22 protein-coding genes are annotated in these 21147 nt (G+C 62.3%); 14 read left to right on the forward strand and 8 right to left on the reverse strand.

Annotation, left to right across the window (positions count from 1 at the left end):
* Window positions 1-8 precede the first annotated feature (8 nt).
* The 3 genes from lpdA to FXV83_RS15060 all read left to right on the forward strand — a co-directional run bounded on the left by lpdA (window position 9) and on the right by FXV83_RS15060 (window position 3864).
* Window positions 9-1430, forward strand: a complete 1422-nt coding sequence (gene lpdA, locus FXV83_RS15050) for a dihydrolipoyl dehydrogenase (protein ID WP_148740196.1) — start codon at window positions 9-11, stop codon at window positions 1428-1430.
* A gap of 128 nt (window positions 1431-1558) precedes the next feature.
* On the forward strand, window positions 1559-2800 hold the full coding sequence (locus FXV83_RS15055; RefSeq protein WP_148740197.1) for a threonine synthase: 1242 nt from the start codon (window positions 1559-1561) through the stop codon (window positions 2798-2800).
* Window positions 2801-2892: 92 nt separating this feature from the next.
* Entirely contained in the window at window positions 2893-3864 is a 972-nt protein-coding gene (locus FXV83_RS15060) for a tripartite tricarboxylate transporter substrate binding protein BugD (protein WP_148740198.1), read from the forward strand.
* Window positions 3865-3921: 57 nt separating this feature from the next.
* On the opposite strand, the gene FXV83_RS15065 is transcribed toward FXV83_RS15060, so the two are convergent.
* The 3 genes from FXV83_RS15065 to FXV83_RS15075 form a co-directional block, all read right to left on the reverse strand.
* A complete protein-coding gene (locus FXV83_RS15065) occupies window positions 3922-4308 on the reverse strand; it encodes a response regulator transcription factor (RefSeq protein ID WP_187435914.1) in 387 nt (128 codons plus the stop codon).
* A gap of 86 nt (window positions 4309-4394) precedes the next feature.
* Window positions 4395-5060: a response regulator transcription factor gene (locus tag FXV83_RS15070; RefSeq protein ID WP_148740199.1), complete on the reverse strand. Its 666-nt coding sequence runs from the start codon at window positions 5058-5060 to the stop codon at window positions 4395-4397.
* Complete coding sequence (locus tag FXV83_RS15075; RefSeq protein ID WP_148740200.1) at window positions 5057-7537, reverse strand: PAS domain S-box protein; 2481 nt, start codon at window positions 7535-7537, stop codon at window positions 5057-5059. Before FXV83_RS15075 ends, FXV83_RS15070 begins: the two co-directional genes overlap by 4 nt.
* A 629-nt stretch (window positions 7538-8166) precedes the next feature.
* On the opposite strand from FXV83_RS15075, the gene FXV83_RS15085 reads away from it, so the two are divergent.
* Together FXV83_RS15085 and FXV83_RS15095 are read left to right on the forward strand one after the other, a co-directional pair.
* A complete protein-coding gene (locus FXV83_RS15085) occupies window positions 8167-8565 on the forward strand; it encodes a hypothetical protein (RefSeq protein ID WP_235939585.1) in 399 nt (132 codons plus the stop codon).
* 236 nt (window positions 8566-8801) lie between these two features.
* Window positions 8802-9125, forward strand: coding sequence for a hypothetical protein (locus FXV83_RS15095; RefSeq protein WP_235939588.1), 324 nt, complete (start codon window positions 8802-8804; stop codon window positions 9123-9125).
* 82 nt (window positions 9126-9207) lie between these two features.
* Here FXV83_RS15095 and FXV83_RS15100 read toward each other — a convergent pair whose 3' ends face one another.
* A complete protein-coding gene (locus FXV83_RS15100; RefSeq protein WP_187435915.1) occupies window positions 9208-11397 on the reverse strand; it encodes a lytic transglycosylase domain-containing protein in 2190 nt (729 codons plus the stop codon).
* 324 nt (window positions 11398-11721) lie between these two features.
* Between FXV83_RS15100 and FXV83_RS15105 the strand changes: the two genes are divergently transcribed.
* From FXV83_RS15105 to FXV83_RS15120, 4 genes are all read left to right on the forward strand, one after another.
* Complete coding sequence (locus FXV83_RS15105; RefSeq protein ID WP_148740202.1) at window positions 11722-13458, forward strand: adenylate/guanylate cyclase domain-containing protein; 1737 nt, start codon at window positions 11722-11724, stop codon at window positions 13456-13458.
* Window positions 13459-13564: 106 nt separating this feature from the next.
* A complete protein-coding gene (locus FXV83_RS15110) occupies window positions 13565-13753 on the forward strand; it encodes a hypothetical protein (protein ID WP_148740203.1) in 189 nt (62 codons plus the stop codon).
* 151 nt (window positions 13754-13904) lie between these two features.
* Window positions 13905-14117, forward strand: a complete 213-nt coding sequence (locus tag FXV83_RS15115) for a hypothetical protein (protein WP_148740204.1) — start codon at window positions 13905-13907, stop codon at window positions 14115-14117.
* A 124-nt stretch (window positions 14118-14241) separates the two neighbouring features.
* The gene (locus tag FXV83_RS15120) at window positions 14242-14499 is read left to right on the forward strand and encodes a hypothetical protein (protein ID WP_148740205.1); all 258 of its coding nucleotides are present in this window, start codon (window positions 14242-14244) and stop codon (window positions 14497-14499) included.
* Window positions 14500-14605: 106 nt separating this feature from the next.
* Here the strand turns inward: FXV83_RS15120 and FXV83_RS15125 are convergent, their stop codons facing one another.
* Window positions 14606-15289, reverse strand: a complete 684-nt coding sequence (locus FXV83_RS15125) for a response regulator transcription factor (RefSeq protein WP_148740230.1) — start codon at window positions 15287-15289, stop codon at window positions 14606-14608.
* A gap of 511 nt (window positions 15290-15800) precedes the next feature.
* On the opposite strand from FXV83_RS15125, the gene FXV83_RS15130 reads away from it, so the two are divergent.
* Both FXV83_RS15130 and FXV83_RS15135 read left to right on the forward strand, forming a co-directional pair.
* Complete coding sequence (locus FXV83_RS15130; protein ID WP_148740206.1) at window positions 15801-16049, forward strand: hypothetical protein; 249 nt, start codon at window positions 15801-15803, stop codon at window positions 16047-16049.
* 61 nt (window positions 16050-16110) lie between these two features.
* Window positions 16111-18036, forward strand: a complete 1926-nt coding sequence (locus FXV83_RS15135) for a potassium transporter Kup (RefSeq protein WP_148740207.1) — start codon at window positions 16111-16113, stop codon at window positions 18034-18036.
* A 686-nt stretch (window positions 18037-18722) separates the two neighbouring features.
* Here FXV83_RS15135 and FXV83_RS15140 read toward each other — a convergent pair.
* Genes FXV83_RS15140 through FXV83_RS15150 form a run of 3 tightly spaced genes read right to left on the reverse strand, consistent with a single transcriptional unit; the run spans window position 18723 to window position 19878 of the window.
* Window positions 18723-19025 carry a helix-turn-helix transcriptional regulator gene (locus FXV83_RS15140; RefSeq protein WP_187435916.1) on the reverse strand — a complete coding sequence of 101 codons (303 nt, stop codon included), beginning with the start codon at window positions 19023-19025 and terminating at the stop codon, window positions 18723-18725.
* 50 nt (window positions 19026-19075) lie between these two features.
* On the reverse strand, window positions 19076-19336 hold the full coding sequence (locus FXV83_RS15145; protein WP_148740209.1) for a DNA-binding protein: 261 nt from the start codon (window positions 19334-19336) through the stop codon (window positions 19076-19078).
* Window positions 19333-19878, reverse strand: a complete 546-nt coding sequence (locus FXV83_RS15150; RefSeq protein ID WP_148740210.1) for a hypothetical protein — start codon at window positions 19876-19878, stop codon at window positions 19333-19335. Before FXV83_RS15150 ends, FXV83_RS15145 begins: the two co-directional genes overlap by 4 nt.
* Before the next feature lie 293 nt (window positions 19879-20171).
* Between FXV83_RS15150 and FXV83_RS15155 the strand changes: the two genes are divergently transcribed.
* Genes FXV83_RS15155 through FXV83_RS15165 form a run of 3 tightly spaced genes read left to right on the forward strand, consistent with a single transcriptional unit; the run spans window position 20172 to window position 21126 of the window.
* On the forward strand, window positions 20172-20429 hold the full coding sequence (locus FXV83_RS15155; protein WP_148740211.1) for a hypothetical protein: 258 nt from the start codon (window positions 20172-20174) through the stop codon (window positions 20427-20429).
* Window positions 20422-20736 carry a hypothetical protein gene (locus FXV83_RS15160; protein WP_148740212.1) on the forward strand — a complete coding sequence of 105 codons (315 nt, stop codon included), beginning with the start codon at window positions 20422-20424 and terminating at the stop codon, window positions 20734-20736. The genes FXV83_RS15155 and FXV83_RS15160 overlap by 8 nt, the downstream gene beginning before the upstream one ends.
* A gap of 21 nt (window positions 20737-20757) precedes the next feature.
* Complete coding sequence (locus FXV83_RS15165) at window positions 20758-21126, forward strand: hypothetical protein (RefSeq protein WP_148740213.1); 369 nt, start codon at window positions 20758-20760, stop codon at window positions 21124-21126.
* Window positions 21127-21147: the final 21 nt, after the last annotated feature.

A 21147-nucleotide genomic window follows, 5' to 3' on the forward strand; every position in this document is an offset into this window, starting at 1 on the left:
GAGCCCGCATGGCCGATACATCCTTCGACGTCATCATCATCGGATCCGGCCCCGGCGGCTATGTCACGGCGATCCGCGCCGCGCAGCTCGGTCTCAAGACTGCGATTGTCGAGAAGTCCTATCTCGGCGGCATCTGCCTGAACTGGGGCTGCATCCCGACCAAGGCGCTGCTGCGTTCGGCCGAGATCTATCACTACATGCAGCACGCCAAGGACTATGGCCTGTCGGCGGAGAAGGTGTCGTTCGATCCGAAGGCCGTGGTGCAGCGCTCGCGCGGCGTCTCCGAGCGGCTGAATGACGGCGTCGGCTTCCTGATGAAGAAGAACAAGGTCAGCGTGATCTGGGGTGCCGCCTCGATCGACGCGCCCGGCAAGGTCACCGTGAAGAAGTCCGATGTCGAGGGGCCGAAGGGCGCGCTGGGCGAGGGCAGCTACCAGGCCAAGCACATCATCGTCGCGACCGGCGCACGGCCGCGCGTGCTGCCCGGGCTCGAGCCCGACGAGAAGTTGATCTGGACCTATTTCGAGGCGATGGTCCCGGAGCGGATGCCGAAGTCGCTGCTGGTCGTGGGCTCCGGCGCAATCGGCATCGAATTCGCGTCGTTCTTTCACACAATGGGCTCCGACGTCACCGTGGTCGAGGTGCTGCCACAGATCCTGCCCGTCGAAGACGCGGAGATCGCAGCCCTGGCGCGCAAGCGTCTGGAGAAGCAGGGCATCAAGATGATGACCTCGACCAAGGTGACGAAGCTGGAGAAGAAGGCCGACAGCGTCGTCGCTACCATCGACGACGGCAAGGGCAAGCCGGCCACGACCGAGTTCGAGCGCGTTATCTCCGCCGTCGGCGTCGTCGGCAACATCGAGAATCTCGGCCTGGAAAAGCTCGGCGTCAAAACCGACCGCGGCTGCATCGTGATCGACGGCTACGGCAAGACCAACGTGCCCGGCATCTACGCGATCGGCGACGTCGCAGGTCCCCCGATGCTCGCGCACAAGGCCGAACATGAGGGCGTGATCTGCGTCGAGGCGATCAAGGGCCTGCATCCGCATCCCATGGACAAGAACCTGATCCCGGGCTGCACCTATTGCCAGCCGCAGGTCGCCTCGGTCGGTCTCACCGAAGCCAGGGCCAAGGAGAACGGCCGCGAAATCCGCGTCGGCCGCTTCCCATTCGTCGGCAACGGCAAGGCCATTGCGCTCGGCGAGGACCAAGGCCTGGTCAAGGTGATCTTCGACAAGAAGACCGGGCAGCTGCTCGGCGCGCACATGGTCGGCGCAGAGGTGACCGAGCTGATCCAGGGCTACGTCGTCGCAATGAATCTTGAGACCACGGAAGAAGAGCTGATGCACACGGTGTTCCCGCATCCGACGCTGTCGGAGATGATGAAGGAAGCGGTGCTCGATGCCTATGGAAGGGTGTTGAATATTTGACAATCGCCGTCATTGCGAGCGAAGCAAAGCAATCCAGAGTCTTTGCGCGGAGGCAGTCTGGATTGCTTTGCTTCGCTCGCAATGACGAGCAGAGAGAGCCGTTTGCAAAATAAGAAGGAAACCACCCCATGCACGACAACGACAACCTCACCATCGAACGCCCGACCTTCGTCACCCATCTCGAATGCGCTATGGAAGGCGACCGCTACGCCGCCGACGAGGTCCACAATCTCTCCAACGCTGGTAAGCCGCTGCTGGTCCGCTACGACCTCGCGGGCGTGAAGAAGGCGCTGACCAAGGATGCGCTTAGCCAGCGTCCCGCCGACATGTGGCGCTACCGCGAGCTTTTACCGGTGCGCAAATGCAAGGACATCGTCTCACTCGGCGAGGTCACTACGCCGCTGATCCGGCTGCCCAAGCTCGGCGCCAAGCTGGGCGGCGGTGAGATCATCGTCAAGGATGAAGGCCGGCTGCCGACCGGCTCGTTCAAGGCACGCGGCCTGGTGATGGCGGTGTCGATGGGCAAGGCGCTCGGCATCAAGCACATGGCGATGCCGACCAACGGCAATGCCGGCGCGGCGCTGGCGGCCTACGCGACCTCCTGCGGCATCAAGACCACAATCTTCTGCCCGGCCGATACGCCGGAAGTGAATGTCAGCGAGATCGAACTGCAGGGCGCGACCGTCTACCGCGTCAATGGCTATATCGACGATTGCGGCAAGATCGTCGGCGAGGGCAAGGCGAAAGTCGGCTGGTTCGATACCTCGACCTTGAAGGAGCCGTACCGGATCGAAGGCAAGAAGACCATGGGGCTGGAGCTCGCTGAGCAGCTCGGCTGGGACGTGCCCGATGTGATTTTCTATCCGACCGGCGGCGGCACCGGCCTGATCGGAATGTGGAAGGCCTTCGATGAGCTCGAGAAGATCGGCTTCATCGGCTCGAAGCGCCCGCGCATGGTCGCGGTGCAGGCCTCCGGCTGCGCGCCGATGGTGCGCGCCTATGAGGCCGGCACCGAGCATGCGACACGCTGGGAGGACGCCCACACCATTGCCTCCGGCATCCGCGTGCCGCAGGCGATCGGCGATTTCCTGATCCTGCGCGCGGTGCGGCAGAGCGAGGGATTTGCCATTGCGGTTGACGACGACAAGATCTCGTCTGCGTTGAACGAGGTCGCGCGCGAGGAGGGGCTGCTGCTGTGCCCCGAAGGCGCCGCGACTTATGCAGCCTACAAGGACAGCCTCGCCGACGGCCGTGTCAGCAAGACCGACCGCGTCATGCTGTTCAACTGCGCTTCCGGCCTGAAGTACCCGCTGCCGCCGGTCACGCGCACGCTCGACCGCCACAAGCCGATCGATTACACGCAGTTTTAGCGCGGCAATTCGTTACGAACGATCCCTCTTCCCTATGCGGGGAGAGGGCAAACATAAGCAAAAATAAGAATGACATCGCTGGGGAGAAGACAATGAAGAAGGCCGTCTGGGCAGCGCTGATCGGTGTTCTTGCTGTCACAAGCGCCGTGCGCGCCGATGATTATCCTTCACATCCCATCACTATTATCGTGCCTTTCGCCGCCGGTGGACCGTCGGACGCGATGGCGCGCGTGCTTGCCGAGCGGATGCGGACGGCGCTCGGCCAGCCCTTGGTGATCGAGAATGTCACCGGCGCTGGCGGCTCGATCGGCGTCGGCCGCGCCGTGCATTCGCCGCCCGACGGCTACACGATCAGCTTCGGCCATCTCGGCACCCACGTCGCCAACGGTGCCGTCTACAAGCTCAACTTCGATCTCGTTGCCGATCTCGAGCCGGTGGTGCTGTTGCCGAGCAATCCGATGATCGTGGTCAGCAAGAACGCCGTGCCGGCGACCTCGCTCAAGGAGCTGATTGCCTGGCTCAAGACACGGCCGTCGCCCGCGACCGCCGGCACCGCCGGTGCCGGTTCCGGCAGCCACATCGCCGGCGTCTATTTCGAGAGCGTCACCGGCATCAGGCTGCAATACGTGCCGTATCGCGGCACCGCGCCCGCCCTGAACGATCTCATCGCAGGCCAAATCGACGTCATTGTCGACCAGACCTCCAACTCCATCGGCCAGGTCCGCGCCGGCACCATCCGCGCCTACGCCATCAGCGACGACAAGCGCCTTGCATCCGCGCCGGAGATTCCGACCGCGGAGGAGGCCGGGCTGAAAGGCTTCAACATGGTGCTGTGGTCAGGCCTGTGGGTGCCCAAGGGCACACCGAAGGAGATTGTGACCAGGCTCAATGCCGCCGCGGTGGAAGCGCTGAACGATCCCGCGGTGAAGAAGCAGCTCGAGAGCCAGGGCCTGAAGATGACGCCGCAAGATCAGCTCACGCCCGAAGCCCTCGGCACCCGCCAAAAGGCCGAGATCGCAAAATGGTGGCCGATCATCAAGGCGGCAAACATCAAGGTGGATTGAAGCGGAAGACGCCTTGGTTTGCGGCTAGACCGACTTCTTTCCTCGGGCGCAGGCGTATCACGTCCTGGCTTCATCGGGCCTCGACAGGGCCGTCTCCAGACATTGAATCAGAGTCGGCGTGGCAAACGGTTTCGCGAGAAAGCAGACGGCACCAGCCTCGAGGGCGCGCTCGCGCACGGCATCGTCGGGAAATGCCGTCACGAAGATGAACGGCGTGTGACGTCCGAGGCCGCGCATATGCATCATCAGATCAACACCGCTCATGGCCGACATCTGCACGTCAGCGATGACACAGGACGTCGTATCCAGTTCGGCCGATTGGAGAAATTCGTGAGCAGAGCCAAAGATGCAGACCGTGTATCCCCGCGACGTCAGGAGATTGTTCGTCGCAAGGCGGACGGAGAGATCGTCGTCAATGACGGAAATGACCGAAGGGATTGACAAGATCATCGCTCCTGATCGGGGGCTGCCGTCCGCAGCTCAGCCGCCCATTGCAAAGTGGGGCCTCGGAGCGAGATTGGAAAGCATACTTAGGTTTGTAGTTTTCCCCTTGTACGCGGGATCCCGAGCAACTCGGTCATTCTGACGAGATCGGCCAACGACTTCGCGCCCATTTTCCGCATGATCTGCCCGCGATAGATCTTGACGGTAATCTCAGCCAATCCAAGCTCGGCGGCGACCTGCTTGTTCATCAGGCCGGATGTGACGAGGACGAGGATGTCGCGCTGACGCTCCGTCAGGGCTTCGAACCGGGACCGCACGCCTGACATCGACTTCTCGGCATCGCGCCGCTTGCGATCCCGTTCGATGGCAGCCTGGACCGCATCCAGTATGTCCTGGTCACGCACCGGCTTGGTCAGAAAATCGATGGCCCCGCTCTTCATCGCCCTGACGGTCATGGGAATATCGCCATGACCGGTGATGAAGATGATAGGGGTGTGAATGCTGGCCTTCGCGAGGTCCGCCTGGAGGTCGAAGCCACTCGAGCCCGGCAGGCGGATGTCGAGCACCATGCAGCTGGGGACCGCCGGCGGCTTGGCATCCATGATCTCGGCCGCCGAACCGAAGGCCTCGACTCTGAGCCCGACTGATTGAAAGAGGTTGGTGAGCGCACGGCGCATGGACGGATCGTCATCGACGATCAGGACGATCGGATCATCAGCGTGCGCCTGCGTCGGGCTGGCGTGGTCGGTCACGACATATCCTCGTGCGGCAAGGGCAGGGTGATCTGGAAGGTTGCGCCGCTCCCCTCATTTGGAAATGCCGAAAGACGACCCGCGTGAGCCTCGATGATCGATCGGCAGATCGACAGCCCCATTCCCAGGCCGCCCGATTTTGTAGTGAAGAAAGGTGTGAAGATGCGCTCCGTCGCGTCGTTGCCAAGGCCGACTCCGCAATCCGTCACGGTAAGGAGCAGGCGGCCGTGGCCATCATCGCCCACCTGACTGGAGCGGATCGACAGCTCGCGCGGGCGGTCGATGTTGGCCTGCATGGCCTCGATCCCGTTCATGGCGAGATTGATCAGCACCTGCTGCAGCTGGATCCGATCGCCGCAGACTCTGGGCAGACTGGACGCCAGCTCCATTCGCACCGAGACGGCATGCGTGGCAAGCTCGCGCCGAACGAGGGTCACCGTCTCCCTCACGACCTGGTTGATGTCGAGTGGAACCATCTCGATCTCGGTCTTCTTCGCTAGCGCCCTGATCCGGCGGATCACCTCGCTGGCCCGATTGGCGTCCTCGACGATCCATTCCACGGAACGGCGCGCGGCACCCAGTTCGGCCGGTTCGCGGTCGAGCCATCCGATGCAGGCGTCTGCATTGGAGATCACGGCGGCAAGCGGCTGATTGATCTCGTGGGCTATCGAGGCGGTGAGTTCGCCAAGCATCGTGACGCGCGTGACATGGGCGAGTTCGGCTTGCGCCTTGCGCAGCGCTTCTTCGGTCTGCTCGGCGCGGACCGCCGCCGTGACGTCGGTACTGACGCCACGATAGCCGAGAAAATTGCCGTTCGCATCATGGAAGGGCTTGCCGCTGGTGCGCACGTAAATCGGAGATCCGTTGCGATCCCTGCTGCGGTAAACCAGGTCGCGAAACGGAAGATGAGCCTCGATCGCCGCGCGATGCTGCTCCCACTTCTCGGGCTCGAGTTCGGCATCGGGGGGAATGTCCCAACGGGTCAGGCCGATCAAGCCCGTCGGTACGGCAGTGGCGGTATCGGCGTGCTCCGATATATGCGTGATGCGGTGGTCCGGCCCGGTCTCCCAAAACCAGTCCGATGCGGTTTCGGCATAATCGCGGAATCGCTGCTCGGATTGCTTGAGCTCGTCAAAGGCCTTTTGCAGCGCTTCTTTTGCGGCGAACTGCTCGGTGACATCCACGTGCGTGCCGATAATTTCCATCACATCGCCGTCGCCGCCTATGACGGGATGTCCCTCCGTATGGACGCGTCTTATCGAACCGTCCGGACGCACAATCCGAAAATCAATTTCGAAGGGCTGTTTTTGCTGGATTGCCCGACGTTCCACGTCGACAACCCGTCCAAAGTCTTCGGAGGGGATCCGCTGTTGGAAAGCCCGTGCTGATAAATCGACCTGGTCCGGGTCAAATCCGAACAAGCGGTAGAGTTCAGCCGATCGGTAAGCAAACTCCTGGCGACGCACATCCCAGGCCCAGCTGCTCGTATGGCTGAGGCGTTGGGCTTCGGCCAGATAGGCTTCACTGCGACGCAGCCTCTGTTCCGCCTCCTTTGCGATCGTGACGTCGGTGACAGCCCCGACGAACTCGATGCGCCCGGATGCATGTCTCACCGCGCGCGCCACGGAATGGAGATATTTAAGCGATCCATCAGGCATCAACAGGCGATACTGGTGGTCGAAATCCTCCGCCTCGCGGGAGGCCCGTTCGAGGGTCTTGCCGACCGCATCGCGGTCTTCCGGATGGATGCGCTGGAAAACGAAGCCCAGCGTCGGCTTCACGGCAGGATCGCATTGGAAGATGCGAAAGGTTTCCCTCGACCAGACGATCTCGCCGGTCGCCGGGCTCAAGCCGAAGCTGCCGGTGCGGCTGAGTTCCTGCGCCTGCGCGAGGTAAGCCTCGCTCTGCCGCAGCCCATCCTCCGCCTCCCTGCGCTGGGTGATGTTTTCGCAAGCGACCAGCACGACCGGCGTGCCGTCGCCACGTAGCATGGCCTTGGCGTTTTCACGAACCCAGAGAACCGAGCCGTCCTTCCGGATCTTGCGGATCTCCCAGGTATGCGACTGATCCACGGTTTCCAGGCACAACGCTACGCATCGACGGACGAGGTCATGGTCTTCTTCGAAAAAGACGTTCAGCACGGATTGACCGGTCAGTTCGGCCGCCGTGTAGCCCAGTTGTGCGGCGCCAAATGTATTCACGTTGAGCACGGTCCCGGCCGGATCAACCATGAAGTACATGACCGGATTGTGTTCGAACACCTCGCGCCATTGCTTCACGGCGTCGCGCAGGTCGATGCCGTCTTTATTGATGCTGTCTCGATTGGTGCTGTTTTGGTCGGTGTTGTCTTGCCGCCAGGCATCGCCGATCGCGGGCTTATGCTTCGCTCCGCTGCCGAAGGTCCGAAGCGCCGCAAGGCCGCCCAGCAGGAACTGCGCGGCCGAATTCCCAAATTTTGCGATCTGGCCAGGCATCATCGCAGGCGTCCCGGCCCGCTTGGGGGGCAGGGCAAGTAGAGCACTTTGCGACAGGAGGGGCAATTCCCTCCGACCAAAGTAGGATTCCGCCTCGCAAATTCGCGGGCTCCGTGCAGCTTGCCAGCCTTGCGCCGTCTCGTTGCGCTCGGGCGAAACTCCGGAAAAGTACCGGACAAACCTATGTATAGCTCGCGCATCCCTAGTCATACGGCGCATTTACCTCCGTACAATTGAGAGGTCCGTCGCGTGGGGACTAGTCTCACTGGCAATCCAGTGGAGTCGATTTCGAAGCAAGAGCCGCAGAGTAGCCCCGTGTCGTGACGAACGCGATGACCGTGCATCAGCGCCCGTGGGGAGCCTGGACCATCAGAGGCCAAGAGGAGAGGATCATGTGCGATAAGCCCGAACACTCCGAGCGCCGTCCTGCCGCAGAAAACTGCGCTGTCTGCAGCGGGAAGTTTGGCCTGATCCGATATTATTCCTGGCGAACGCCGCTCTGCTCCCGGAAATGCCTCGATCGCTTCAGGGCGCGCCGCGAACGAGACCGCCGATGGCTGTTCAAATTTCAGGCGGCGTGAGGATCGGCCGCCGGATCCGCCCCGTTCGGCATTTCTGAATCAGGAGGCTGCGTGTTGAATCGTGTTTGCATGCTCCTCTTGGCGATCGCGCTCCCGCTTCCGTTGATGACGGGGGTGGAGGCCGACGAGGTTGGACAGGATACCGCACATCGTCACCATCCGCTCCAGGATCAGCTCCTGCACGAGGAGTTCTATTCCAGCTGGCACATGCCGGATAATCCGGCGCTGAGTTGCTGCAACAGCGCGGATTGCTACCCGACCGAGATACGCTACGTCGACGGCAGGGTCTACGCGCGGCGCCGGGAAGACGGGAAATACATCCTCATCCCGTCCCAGAAGGTCGAGCGAAATAGAGACAATCCCGACGGCCGCAACCATCTTTGCGCGCCACCGCCGTCCGCCTCTCTGGTCGATACAGTCTACTGCTTCGCTCTGGGAGGTGCCACGTGAGGTTCATACTGGTGAACGGCAGAACCCCTTTCCGCAAAACACACTGTCTATGGTGCTGCGAGGAGATCAGCGGCAGCTACTTGCGCGACGTCAGGACACGGCTGCCCTACTGCGACCACGAGTGCTACGCGATTCATCGCGAAGCTGCGCCGCTGATCGAAAGGCGCACGCGAGCGGCGTCTTGAACGAGCGGGCTGGCGAAAGCTTCGGTGGATTTGCGGTCCGCCTGAGAGGACATGACGATGAGATTCATGCTCGTCAATCAGGAAAAGCCTCACCACGGCAGTACCTGCAGCGCGTGTGCCCAGCCGCTGGGCTCGAGTTACGTCCGGCATGTGCCCACGCAACGGCGATATTGCGACTATGATTGCTACCGTCGGCATCAACAGACGACCATAGGAACGTTCTGGCCCTACAGCAATTCGCTCGAGGCGATCACGATGTTCATGGCTGTTTCGAGTTGGAGCTGGATGATGCAGATGGGCGCGCTCTCGCGCTCGCTGACCGAGGCATATTTGCGCGCGCACAACCTTCTGACAACGGAAGGAGATGACGGCTAGCCGAGCAATGATGCCGCGCAGAGAAGTCGGCCGCGGTCACTGCATCCAGCTTCGCGCCGCGTCCAGCCCCGGCGTTGCGAGGCTAGGGCGCGGAGGCTGCGGCCGATGCCGTCGGCGCCGCGCTCACTTCCTGCGGTGTGATGCGCTGATCGCTCTTTCCAGCCGCCATGCCGCTGCCCTCGAACCGCGCGCGGTAGACCAGCACGTTCTCGATCACGCGCTGGACGTAGTTGCGGGTCTCCGACAGCGGGATGCGTTCGACCCAGTCGACCGGATCGACCTTGGGATCCCGGGGATCGCCGCGCGCCTGCACCCATTCGCGCACCCGGCCGCGGCCGGCATTGTAGCCGGCGAAGGTCATAATCTGGTTGCCGCCATATTCCGACAAGAGCGCACTGAGCTCGGCTGCGCCCATCTGCGTGTTGTAGACGGGATCGGAGACCATCTTGTCCCAGTCATAGGTCAGGCCGAAGCGTTTTGCGGTGTCGCGCCCGGCTTCCGGCGTCACCTGCATCAGGCCGACCGCATTGGCCGGTGACTTGTCGCGCTGGTCGAACGAGCTTTCGGTGCGCGCCACCGAGTAGATCACGCTGGTCTCGATCGCGGGCGCGACCTGCTTATGCTCGGGAATGCCGATGGTCGGGAAGGCGTAATGGTCGAGCGCGAGCCCGCGCGCCAGCGCCGACTTGCCGACCTCCAGCATCGTGCGGGCATCGTTGCGCCGGCCGGCAAGTTCGCCGAGCCCTTCGAGCGCCGCGATATCGGTGCTCTCCTTGGCAAAATCCTCGGCATAATAGAACACCACGTCACGTTCGCCGATGCCATAGAGCATGTCGGCGGCGCGCACGCGCTCGTCCGCCGGCGGCGTGTCGGCCGCGGCCAGCGCCGGCGAGGGCGGCCGGAGCTCGATCCGGTCGAGACCGAGTTTTGCCCGGGCGAGCTGGCCGTAATAGGCGGTCGGATAGCGCGCGGCCGCCTGATAGCTCAGGCGTGCGTCGGCGGTTGCGCCCATGGCTTCTTCGGCGCGACCGCGCCAGTAATGCGCCCGCGACAGCGCAAGCGGATTGGTTGAGCCCTCGTCGATCGCGGCGAAGTGCATCAAGGCGGTTTTGGGATCGTCGAGAGAGCGCAGCGCGATCCAGCCGCACATGAAGTGGTAGTCGACGCGGTAGACCTCCATCGCCGGCACCGCAGCGGTCCGCACCACGTCATAGGCGGTCCTGGACTTGCCCTGGTCGAGCAGCTTGCGCGCGAGCAGGCGCCGCTCGCGCCACCACGCGTCGGTGTCCTGCACCGCCATCGTGTCGGGCGCGGCGGCCAAAACTGCTTCGGCCGCGTCATCGATGCGGTCCTTCTGAAGGAGCCACTGCGCACGGCACAGCACATAGCCGAGATCGCGGCGCGCCTCGGTCGAAACGTCATCGAGATAGTCCTTGGCCTTGTCCGCCTTGCCGGTGACCGCAGCGCAGGCCTTGACGATCGCGAGCGCATCCTCGCCGAGACGCTTGGCCGCGCGCCGCGCGCCCGCGTAGTCCTTGGCGCCGAGACGCTTGTCCATGCGAGCGCGATGGTCGTCCGCCGTTAGGAGATCGCGGAACGCCGCGTAGGAATCCTCCTCGCTGCGCTCGGACAGTTCATCGCTGCGCCAGGCCTCGCGCACCAGACGCGCGGCCCGGTCGCTGTCGCCCTCGGTGAGCAGCACCCGGGCGAGGGCGAATTTGCCCTTGGCGCTGGTCGGCCGGTCCATGGTGAATTTGTGCACAGTGGCCGCGTCGCTGTTTTCCTGCCACAGCCGCGCCTCTGCGCGCCGACGCAGCAGCGCGCTGCTCGGCCAGTCCGGATTGGCGGCGAGGAAGGCGGCGTAGCGCTTGAAATTCGCCGTGCTCTCGGAATGGCGCAGCATGAACCATTCGGCGAGCTTTTGCCCGGCGGGATCGGCAATGCGGCCGCGCGCCGCGCCAGCGTCATCGTTCTTGCCCTTGCGCGCAAGGTCGATCGTGTCCTTCAGCGCGGCGAGATCGCCGGTGAGCGGCGGCGGTGCCGGCTTGTCCGACGGCGCGTCGTCCTGCTTCTTCGATTTGCGTTTGGCGTCGGCATGTTTGCCGTGGCGCGACTTGGCCGCAGCAGCATGCCGCTGCTTGCCGGATTTTGCTTCATGCGTCTTCTTCGACGCTGGTGACTTGTGACTGCTCTTCGCTGCCAGCGTCGTCGGAAGGAACGCCACTGCGGCCATGGCTATGACACACGCGAGCGAGCGTAGGCACTGGTTCATGGCGTGGTCCCCCCCTGCGAAACCAGTACAAACCAAGTCCGCGACGACATGCGGCTCGAGAATCAAAACGACATCGAAAACGATGATGCAACATCGTCTCGCATTCCTCACGCTCACGCAACAATGCGGCAAAATACGGATGGAACTCGGGAATTCGCGGACCGGAGGACGGAGGAGCAATTTAATCTTCGTTAACGAATAAGGCTCGCGCGCTAGTTGCGGACGGCCCATGGGCGCCGCGAACAGCCAGATTGCGTGTTCCCGGGGCCAAATCCGGTGTATTGAGTTCCCAGAGCCCGTCCTTTGAGCCTTTGCCCTGCACCTATGCAGATTTTCAACCAGTCGATCCGGCGCAAGATCGTCGGGATCGCCCTCGGATTGATCGTCCTGATGCTGGTCACCTCGATCCTGTCGATGGTGATGTCCAGCCAGGTCGGCGTCCTCCTGGACGAACTGACCAACCGCTACATCCCGGCCTACGGGCATCTGGCGCGCGCCAATATCCGCTCGCTGGAGCGCGCGCTGGCGCTGCGGCGCATGGTCATGACCAAGATGCAGTCGCCATCAGACGAAGAGGCCTATGCGGCGCGCCTTCGCGAATTCGAGGAAACGGACCGCAGGATCGAGGAGGAGGTCGAGGGCGCGCGCAAGCTCATCAACGCGATCATCGACGATCCCAGGACGCCTTCCGACAATGCTGCGCTGGCGCGGATCGAGATCCGGATCGAAACCGCCGTCACAGATCTGCGCCGCGACCTGAATGAGGATCATGCAAGGCTGCTCAAGCAGGTCGATGCCAGGCAGATGGCGGAGGCCCGCGGCACGCTGGAGCACATCGACGCGCTGCGCGACCAGTTCAACCAGAAGGTCGACGCGATCCGCGGCGACATGCTCACGCAGGTTTTCTTCAGCACATCGCAGGTGATCGGCCATCAGCGGCAGGCGATGATCATTTCGGGCATCGTGACCATGCTCGCTGCGATCGTCGGATTTGTCTTCGCGCTCCTCGTCTCCAGCGGCATCACGCGCCCGGTGCGGCTGTTGCTTGCCGGCACCCGCGAGGTCGAGGCGGGCCGCTTCGACAAGGCCATCACGGTGTCGACCCAGGACGAGATCGGCGAGCTCGCCGCCGCCTTCAACCGCATGATCGAGCAGCTGCGCCACAATGAGCGCATCCGCGAGACCTTTGGCCGCTACATCGATCCCAAGGTGGTGCAAGGGCTGATCGACCGGCCGGAGGTCGCCATCGACGGCCAGCGCCGGGTGATGACCATCATGTTCTGCGACATGAGCGGCTTCACCTCGATGAGCGAAGGCATGACTCCGCGCGGCCTCGTCAAGGTGATGAACCACTATTTTACAGTGATGTCCGGCCCGATCAGGAACAACCGCGGCATCATCGACAAATATATCGGTGACGCCATCATGTCATATTGGGGCCCACCCTTCATCGAGGAGGGCGAGCAGGGTCTTCTTGCCGGGCTTGCCGCTATCGAGATGGCCGAACAGGTGCCGGCGCTGCAGAAGCAGTTGCCGGACCTTCTCGGCATCCGCGCCATGCCGGTGCCGTGCGACCTGCGCATCGGCATCGCGACCGGCGAGGTCTTGACGGGCAGCATCGGTTCCGAGCTGATGATGAGTTTTACGGTGATGGGCGACGCTGTGAACCTCGCCTCGCGCCTCGAGCTGGTCAACAAGATCTACGGCACCCGCATCCTGATCTCGCAGGCGACAGCCGATGCGATCGAAGCAGGTCTCGAACTGCGCGAGATCGATCGTCTCGCAGTTGCGGGCCAGAGCGCGCCGCAGGCCATCTTCGAGGTGATGGACAAGACAGGTACACTCAGTGCTGCGCAGGAGAGCCTGCGGTCGCACTATGTCGCAGGCCTCGCCGCCTATCGTTTGCGCCGCTTCGACGAGGCGCGTATCGCGTTCAACGCAGCGCTGGAGAGCTTTCCCGGCGACGGTCCCTCGCGCACGCTGCTCGCCCGCATCGCGCAGTTCGAGGCCGATCCGCCGGCAGCCGATTGGGACGGCGCCTGGCGGCTGGATGCCAAATAGACGTCTGCGTCGGGAAAAATTCATTCTACCCTATAACGATGTTTGCCGTGACCTATTTGCCGGGCTTAGGTTGAGTGTCCTTGAGGCGTTTGATGGGGACACGCCGATGACAGAGCTTGAGGACAGGCTGGAACGGTTCGAGACGCTCACCGCCGAATGCGAGCTGATTACCAAGCTCGCCACCGACAGCAAAAAGCGCGAATTTTACCTGAGGCTCGGGGAGCAGTATCGCCAGCTGGCTGCGGACATGCGGCAGGTGATTGCCGCCAAAGCCGCGACCAAGGCTGCGGCCTGAGGCCGGCTGCAATCCGATCTTAATGTTTGGCGCGCATCCTTTCGGATGTGAGCGTCGCGCTTCACGATTGCTCATAGTGGGAATGCCGGGGCTCGTTGCGGTGCAGCGTGCCTCGTTGACATCGCTTTGCCGTTCCTTACAGGGCAATCCCATGCGCCTTCTTGCGGTTCTTGTGCTCGCGCTGATGACGGCAGCCTGCAATCAGGAGCAGGACATCACCGGCTCGACCGCGTCCTGCCCGATGCGGAATTACAGCTCCTTCAATCCCCGCGACATGAACCAGTGCGTCAGCGCCTGCAAGGCTTGCGACCACGGCAACACCGTCACCTGCACCACGTCCTGTACGCTCAAGGGCGCGCACTGAGCGGAGCGTCCGAGCGCGGTCCACGATGCGATGGAACGCTTGCGGCTGACGGTGTCCCGGCACCGGAACGATCTTCGTGGGGTCATCGTTGGGGGAGGGCAGGCAGCACGCGGAGTCCAATGGAATGGGCATGCTCGATCCCGGCCGGTTTCTGGTGTCGTGCTCGCATTGCGATGCCTGGCCGATGGCAGCCAACGTCAAACGTTCGAGCTGGTCAGCCTCCCCGCACGAGGTCCGCTTTGTGTGCCCGCGCTGTCGCCGCGAGGAAACCGCGATCATCTCGGCATCCGGTGAATTGACACCGATCAGCCGCATCGACATCCCGCCGCGCGACGTAACGGTGGCTTGGGCCCAGGCGCAGCGTCCGCGGGGGCGGGCATAGAGGCCGATCCGATTTGGAACGTGGCGTGCTGACGGACAGCTCAGGTCAACAAGGGCCTCGACCCATTCAGTAGTCGGGTTAGGCAGATTGACATCTCACCTTGCGCTCAATCAGGGGCACGGAGACGATAGCCGATGCCGGTCTCAGTCAGGATGTATTCGGGTCGGTCCGGCTCGTCTTCGATTTTTTGTCTTAGCTGGCGAACATAGACCCGAAGCTGTTGCGCATCCGTATTCCGGTCCCATAGCTTTTCGAGCAGAAATCTCTGCGTCAGCACTTTTCCCGCGTGCTGCGCCAGCAGTCGCAGGAGGTCGTACTCCTTGCGCGAAAGCGGCACCTTGCGATCGCGCACACTCACAGTGCGGCGGACAAGATCGATCGACAGATCGCCGACCCGGAACACCGGGCGCTCAGCGTGGGATTGTCGGCGCAGAGCTGCCCGTACCCGAGCAAGCAGTTCATTCATCTCAAACGGCTCCGTAATGTAGTCGTCGGCGCCGCAATCGAGCGCCTCGACCTTGCCGGTTTCGTCACCGCGACTGGACAGCACGACGATCGCGACATGCTCGTTTTGCGCGCGGAGCATGCTGAGCAGATCGAGGCCCTCCATGTCGGGCAGCCCGAAATCGAGGAGGATTACATCAGGATTGTGCGAGAGCAGCTGCAGAGCGGTCTTACCGTTTGGAGCGTCAAGGATCTCATAACCTTGCGTGACCAAGCCCATCCTGAGCAGCTTTCGGATCGACGGCTCGTCATCAACGATCAGAACCTTGACAGACCCGGTGCTCATGCAGCCACCCATGCCTCGGTAGTGCTGGGATCGGCAGGCCGATAATGCGTCCATGCGGTCGCTCGAATCTATCGCCGAAATTGTGCCGATTAACTGCGGCATTGTGGCCGTTCATGTGGGCAAGCCAACACCGTCTACGAAGGGAACCAAAGAGCCGTTTATATCGGCCCCCCGATTTCTATAAGATTCCTATATTCCGGCCGCCCGATAGCCCTGGTTTCTCTATGTCTCTTGCACCCATCTTCCCGGGTGCGCTCGCATTCGCGCCATCGATGATGGAGTGTGTGTGTTGTCAATCGGTAGCGATGACACCGAGCGTTTTGAACGGTTAGCCGATGAGCTTCGCGGTACACGGGAGCTCAAGCCCAACCTGTTCGCCAGGATTGTTGCGGATGCCTGCACGCGAGCCTCAAGCTTGGCGAGAGCCGGCAAGGTGCGGAGTTTCGATCGTCTGATTCTCGCAGAGGCCTGGACGGACGCGGCGCTCTCGCTGGTCGAATTGGAATTGCCGATGTGGCGCCTTCGCCGGCTGGTTTACGACGGTGGCGAGTGGCTCTGCTCGCTGTCCCGCCATCCCGATGTTCCAATCGAATTTGACGAGCCGGCCGAAGGGCGGCATGAAACCAGAGCGGTTGCGATTTTGTTGTCGCTGGTCGAGGCAAAGCGGCTTCTCGCCGCGACCGCACCGGTTAGCGTACCATCCGTGCCGCAGGTTCGACCTGTAGCGGCAGATCCATTTTGCTGCGACAACTTCAGGTGAACTCCCGTGCATTCGTTCGACGCCTTCTGCATGCATTGACAACGGAGGCACTTGAAAGAACATGCCAACAAATGGTGTCGATCAAGCTGGAGCCGGGATTCAAGCCCCACAAGCCGTCGATGGTCGGCAGCATGCCGGATTCTGGGGACTAACCCTCGGCGCCATCGGCGTCGTTTATGGCGACATTGGAACGAGTCCGCTCTATGCCGTCCATGAATCCGTGCTGGCGGCGGTCGGTCCCGGAAATCCGGCAAGCTACGAAGCCGTGCTTGGGATCCTTTCGCTGATCGTCTGGGCGCTGCTGCTGGTTGTCACGCTGAAGTACGTCGTCCTTCTGCTGCGTGCCGACAACCATGGCGAGGGCGGGACGCTCGCTTTGATGGCGCTCGCCAACAAGGCCGTGGGCGCGCGAACACCGATAATCGTCCTGTTAGGCATCATCAGCGGCGGCCTGTTCTATGGCGATGCGATCATCACCCCCTCGCTCTCCGTGCTATCGGCTATCGAGGGCATCAAAATCATCACGCCGGCATTTGAGCCTTATGTGGTCCCGATAACGGCCGCGATTCTGCTCGGCCTATTTTCCGTGCAGTCGCGCGGAACCGCAGAGGTTGCCTCGTTCTTCGGCCCGATCACGCTGGTGTGGTTCATCGCGCTCGCGCTGGCGGGCCTGTGGCACATTGCGCAGAATCCGTCGGTGCTGTTCGCGTTCAATCCGCTTCACGGCGTGCGCTTCCTTATCGAGCACGGCATCGTCGGGCTGCTGACCTTGGGCGCGGTATTCCTGGTGGTCACCGGCTCGGAGGCGCTCTACGCCGATCTCGGCCACTTCGGGCGCGGGCCGATCCGCACCGCATGGCTGTTCGTGGCCCTGCCGGCGCTGACGATCAACTATTTCGGCCAAGGCGCGCTGATCCTGGCGGACCCAGCGGCGATCGAGAATCCGTTTTTCCTACTCTACCCGCAATGGGCCTTGATTCCGATGGTGGTGCTCGCCACCGCTGCGACCGTCATTGCCAGCCAGGCGGTCATTACCGGCGCGTATTCCGTGACCCAACAGGCGATCCAGTTGGGCCTGCTGCCGCGATTGGAGATCCGGCACACGTCCGAGGCGCTGGTCGGACAGATCTACATGCCGCGCGTCAACGGATTCCTGCTGGTCGGCGTCCTGGTGCTCGTCTTCATGTTTCGCTCCTCGAATGCCCTGGCCTCGGCTTACGGCATCGCCGTCACCGGCACCATGGTGGTGACGGCGATGCTCGCCTTTGTCGTGATTTGGAGGGCGTGGAACTGGTCGCCCGTGGCGGCCGCGGCATTGGTCGCACCTTTCCTGATGTTGGATCTCACCTTCCTTGGCGCCAACCTGCTGAAGGTCATGGAAGGCGGTTGGATGCCGTTGATGCTCGGGACCGCTATGGTGACGATCATGTACACTTGGCGCCGCGGTACCGCAGTCCTGGCGGCAAAGTCCGCGAAGCTGCAAACCCCATTGGACACTCTGGTGAGGATGCTGGAACGCTCGCCGCCGCCTCGCGTGCCAGGTACCGCCGTCTTTCTCACCGGCGATCCAGAGCATGCACCGACCGCGCTGATGCACAATCTCAAGCACAACAAGGTGCTGCACGAGCGGAACGTCGTGCTGACGGTCGAATATGCCCAGAGGCCGCATGTTCCGCCAGAGGAGCGCGTCCGCATTCAGTCTCTCGGGGACAGCTTTCTTCGTGTCGGGCTGCGGTTCGGGTTCATGGATGTGCCGAATATTCCCCAGGCCCTCGCCATCGCTCGCAAGGCGGGATGGCAGTTCGAGATCATGTCGACCTCGTTCTATCTGTCTCGACGCTCGCTCAGGATCGCAGCCAGGTCGGACATGCCGCGCTGGCAAGATCGGGTGTTTATCGTTCTCGCCTCGGGAGCCAGCGATGCAACCAACTATTTCCGGATTCCGACTGAGCGCGTTGTGGAGATCGGCGCCCAGGTGGCGATCTAAATCGCACCACAGGTGCACCGTGCTCGTACCGAGCCGGACGTTCCAAGGTCGAACGCACGAATACATCCATTGGACGCAATGTCTCAGATGGGTCAAGCCGAAATGCCGGACGTCGTCTTCCGCATACTGCCGCAGGGCCTCGTCGCCGTCTGCGAGATCGTCCGCCTGGTCGGTCCGTTCGCCCGCGCGATCCGCAACGCGTAAGCGCGCTACGATTACCAGCCCGCTGTGTCGCGCCGCTGTCAATCGCCCCGTGCGAAAATATTCCGCTTTACCGAAATTCGGAAACGACGTATGTGTCGTCCATCCCGGCTCATCAAGAGGGGCGATCGTACGTCGTCACGTTTCGCGAGCCGGGGTTGCGGTGGACGCGGCAGCGTCGAGCACGAGAGGTGCGGGCAGGGCGGGTAGTCCCTGTGAGCCCGAGGCCGCGTGCGGACGAGCGGCGCTGAAAGGTTCGTCTCGCCAACATTCTCCGGCGCGTGTGCACACTGCTGGGGACCCTGTGGCGAAGATGAATGCGCGTACGGCAAAACCGTGTGGTCCTGGCTGCAAGGTCTTTTTTCGCGATCCCAAGAACGGATAAAACGCAATAAAGTCAAAGGCTTGGGTGATATAGGCCGATCAAGAAAAAGGCTCGCCCGGATTAGGCGGGCCCTGTTAGGCCCTTGTTTTACGCTACGTGCTCAGGTGGCATTGGCTGAAACGCGGCGACGGGCTTTGCCTCGACCACGAGCAGGGTTGAAGTGCGGATCGTGCTCGGCGATGGCCCGCTGCCAACTCGCGATCTCGTCCAGATACCAGCGCTTGGTGTTCGGCGCGATGTGAACGCCGCGTGGAAATCGGCCCGCGCGCTCTAGCCTCCATAAGGTCGATCGTCCTATCCGGACGATCGCCAAAACATCCTTTTCAGTCAGCATTTTTCGAAGCTCGGATTTATCCGGTGATGCCACCTCCGTTTCGGCTTCATGTCGATTTGCTGTGGTCATCCGTTGCCTCCGTCTGCCTCGCACGCCTTCATCTACCGCCCGATCGCGCATCAAACCTTCGCGGCCATCGGTGCTGACTTGCCAACATTGCCCTTCGCACGCGCCGCATTCTCTTGTTCGGCGATCCAACTGCGCAATGTCGAGCGGCGGGCGCAGATGGTTTCGCCCAAGCGAAAGACCGGCAGACCTGAAGTCGCAATCAGGTAATAGACGCGCCTCCGCCTACCTTTCGGGCCGAACAAGAACCGGGCGATCTCATTCGCGCCTTCGAGCAGGTCGTCGGCAACGCGATCGTTTTCACGCGCCCTCATGCCTCACTCCTGATGCGTAGAACATCGGCGACAGCACGAATTGTCCGCTCGGTGATGCGCGTTCTCTCCTTGCGGTCACCATGGACCTCGTCGATAGGCTGTCGCCCAAAGAAATCGATGTACGCGTTTTGCCGGTTTGGACCCCAAATTCCGAGAACGACCGAAGGCAGAGGCTTTCCGAACTCGATCTCGAACCTGTACGCCTCGTTGGTGAAACGTTTTCGGCCGAGAACGTGGCCCTGCGCGCCCAAGAGTGTGACCGTCTTCATAACGTAGTCGGCCAAACATTCCCGCTTGGCAGCCGAAAGCAGTTCTTCCAGTTCGCCGCCGAATTCACTGGTTCTGTTTCTTCGCTTCGCCAGCAGTGCCCGGTACTGCGCAACAGCGCCCGGCGCACTGCGCGCTGTATCCGCCACGTTGACGCCGATCAGCAAGTTCACTGCGTCTCGCTCATCCATTTGTGCCGCCGAGGTTCCCCGCCCGGATGTCCGGATGAGACCCGCTTCGCGAATAGCTCGGCCGATCGCGGTGGCGCGCTCCACGTCGGTCCCTTCCACGGAGGCTATGACGGCTGTTAGCTGACTAAGTGTCGCCACGATCTGATCTCGTCGCTCCCATTGGTAAATATTGCCAATGGGGGCAGCCTGTGTCAACTTTCCATCTGTAAGAGTTTCGGATGGCGCCCGGGTGGGCGCTGCCTGAAACGAAAACGCCGCCCCGGCAGGGGCGGCGCTTCACAAATCTGCCGATCGGGCACGATCGGGCGTCGTCACGACACCGACCATAACGCCCGATCGCCTGACCTCGCAAGAGGGATAGAGGAGACCGGGCCGCCATGACTGGCAAGCTCACCGCCACCGTTACCGACTTCCATTCACTTGGTCGCAACACGTTGCGCGGCTTCGCCGCGGTGCGGCTCGCCGAATTGCATCTCGAAATCGCGGGCGTGGCGATCCACCAGAAGGGCGACAAGCGCTGGGTGGCCCTACCGTCGGTACTCGTGTTGATCAGCCCGGCGGCCCTCTCTTTTCGCCGGTTCGCTTGCTCGAACCGAATTCCAACTCCCACGAGCGAGGAGCGCGCCCATGCTTGACGTGACGCCGCTTGTCGGATTGCGCATCCGCCTCCAGCGCACGATCGATGTGCCCTGCGGCGCATGCGGCGAGGCAGTTGTCGTTATCAGCCATGGCGTTGGCCCGCACGCGGCTGCGCTGCATTGCGCCACTTGCGACCGGCAGCGCGGCTCGCTGCCGAAGGCGATTACCGAGTTTCTGCTGGTGGCGATCAATCGGTTCGGTTGGCCGCCCGAGGCCATCACGATCCGCAATTCCGAATTCGCGCAAGCGAACGAAACCGCGTCCATGGGTGCGGACGCGGCCGAAGAAGCAAGCACCCGGTAACGACATGTAACAGGACTACAAATGACAAACTACACGCAAGAGTACGACGATCTGTATGGCTCGAAATACCTGACCGCCAACGATCTGCATGGCCAGCAGCCGCGCCGCGAGATCGGCAAGGTTGATCTGGTCGAACTCAAGGACAAGGACGGCAGCACCAAGAAAAAATTTCTGGCCTATCTGAAGGGCGAGGACAAGGCCTTGGTTCTCAACAAGACCAACGCGACGAAGCTGGCAGCCTTGTTCGGCAAGGACCGTTCGAAGTGGGTTGGCGTCACCGTCGAACTGTACGCCGAAATGACCCCGTTGGGTAAAGAAGGCGTCCGGTTGCGGCCGTTGCCGACCGCAGCCAAGCCGGGTGATGACATGAACGACGCAATCACCTTCTAACCGAAGCAAGCACACTGGCGC

It is taken from the genome of Bradyrhizobium hipponense (genome assembly GCF_008123965.1).
In the GTDB taxonomy this organism is placed as follows: Bacteria; Pseudomonadota; Alphaproteobacteria; order Rhizobiales; family Xanthobacteraceae; genus Bradyrhizobium; species Bradyrhizobium hipponense.